Annotated in this window: 2 protein-coding genes; both read left to right on the top strand. The window is 57.7% G+C overall.

Features of this window, described 5'->3' with window-relative positions:
• The coding region (locus PDO_RS14245; RefSeq protein WP_007602875.1) for a hypothetical protein at nucleotides 1–270 on the top strand (270 nt) is incomplete at its 5' end.
• The gene (locus PDO_RS14240; RefSeq protein WP_037074222.1) at nucleotides 243–989 is read left to right on the top strand and encodes a hypothetical protein; all 747 of its coding nucleotides are present in this window, start codon (nucleotides 243–245) and stop codon (nucleotides 987–989) included. The genes PDO_RS14245 and PDO_RS14240, both read left to right, overlap by 28 nt.
• Nucleotides 990–1,845 lie beyond the last annotated feature (856 nt).

Here is a 1,845-nt window from a genome sequence, read left to right as displayed (position 1 = left end):
GAAGTGGTCTCGTTCAAGCGCGACTATGAAGAGCGCGCCGTCGAACTGGCCGAAGAGATCGCCGCGGAAGGCCTGTTCTCGGATGCCGCTGCCGACGAAGCCGAAGCCGCCAAGGCCGAAGCCAAGAAACTCGAAGCCGCCCGCCGCATGCGCTCGATCGCGCAAGGCTATACCGGCAACATGTGCTCGGAGTGCCAGAACTTCACGATGGTGCGCAACGGGACGTGCGAGAAGTGCGATACGTGCGGATCGACGAGTGGCTGCAGCTGAGCGGTAGAGTGGCCATCTTTGATGAAAGCAGAGTGGAGGCGAGCCATAACCGGCTCGCCTCCACTCTTTCTCCCCAACTTGAAGCTTTGGCAGCTTCAGTAGATTTAATAAAAAAAGCTCTTCTACATCAAGACGTTGATAGAATCGACCCTAAAGATCATGCGGACTATCTGGCTGTGTCACAGCTCGGGTTCCGCGTCTTCAATGATGTCGGCGCAGCAACGAAACTTCTTGATTGTGGATACTTCGTGCAAGCCGCAAGTCTCCTCCGCGATCTATCCGAAATCGGAATGCTGGCTCTTCATTTCTCTGTCTCTCCGCAGGATGTAGCGCGGTGGAGATCTCTGGATGGCCGGCAGCAATATGACCGGTTTGGCCCCAGAGCGCTCAGAGAAAGCCTAAAACTCAAGTTCAGCGACAAGCTTTCCTATTTGGACCAGAGGTTTAGATTGTTCTCCAACTACGGAACCCATCCTTCAACGACATCGATAATTGCTCATCACGATGGCGACAGATTTCATGTGGGGCCGCATTTCAACGAAAACATCTACATCAACACCTATCGCGATCTCGCTGACCTTGCATGGCATGTCACCGATGCATGCGGCGACGCCTATTGCGCAATATTCAACACATCTGTGGCCGACATACTCCCAGCTGAAACGCAACGGTTCCAACAAGCCTGGAACAGGATAGCACCTCCGAAGCCAAAAGAGTGACGCCCCCCCTTGCGGGGGAGGACGGAAAATCGAAGCCTTAGGCGAGCGTTAGCCGCCTAAACTTCAGATTTTCCTGGAGAGGGGCACGGTTCCGCTGGCACCACCCTCACCAAGCCAACATTCGCGCGGTGACATCACCGCCGCCAAGCAACCTTGACATCTCGTTTGCCACCCGCATTTCCCAACACTCCAGTCATCCTCGCCCTTGAGGCGAGGATACAGTCGCAAGCAGCCCCTCAGGCGCAACATCCCGCTTGGAAAGCGCACGCCGTCCCGTCATCCGTACCAACCCTGTCAAAACCCGTCCGCCTTGCGCATGGATCCTCGCCTCAAGGGCGAGGATGACTGATTGACTGTGGTACCAAACCCAAAGCCGACCTTCGCGCGCTGATCACCACCGCCAATCAACCTCGACCTCTCGTTTGCCACCCACATTTCCCAACACTCCAGTCATCCTCGCCCTTGAGGCGAGGATCCAGTCGCAAACAGCCGCTCAGGCGCTACGTCCCGCTTGGAAAGCGCATGCCGCCCCGTCATGCGACCCACCATGTCAAAACCCGTCCGCCTTGCGCATGGATCCTCGCCTCAAGGGCGAGGATGACAGTCGTCTTGGGAGTGACATTGGCCCAAGCCAACGTTCGCGCCACCTGCGTCCTCCCTACCCTCGACATCTCTTCCGCCACCCGCATCCCCCACACTCCGGTCATCCTCGTGCCCCAAGCCAACCTTGGCGCGTCGATAGCCATCACCGACCACCCTCGACCTCTCGTCTGCCACCAGCCTCTCCCCACACTCCAGTCATCCTCGCCCTTGAGGCGAGGATCCAGTCGCAAGCAGCAGCTCAGGCGCTACGTCC

The sequence above is a fragment of the Rhizobium sp. PDO1-076 genome, assembly GCF_000247475.1.
Taxonomy (GTDB): domain Bacteria; phylum Pseudomonadota; class Alphaproteobacteria; order Rhizobiales; family Rhizobiaceae; genus Allorhizobium.
This window is presented reverse-complemented; position numbering and strand designations above follow the sequence as displayed.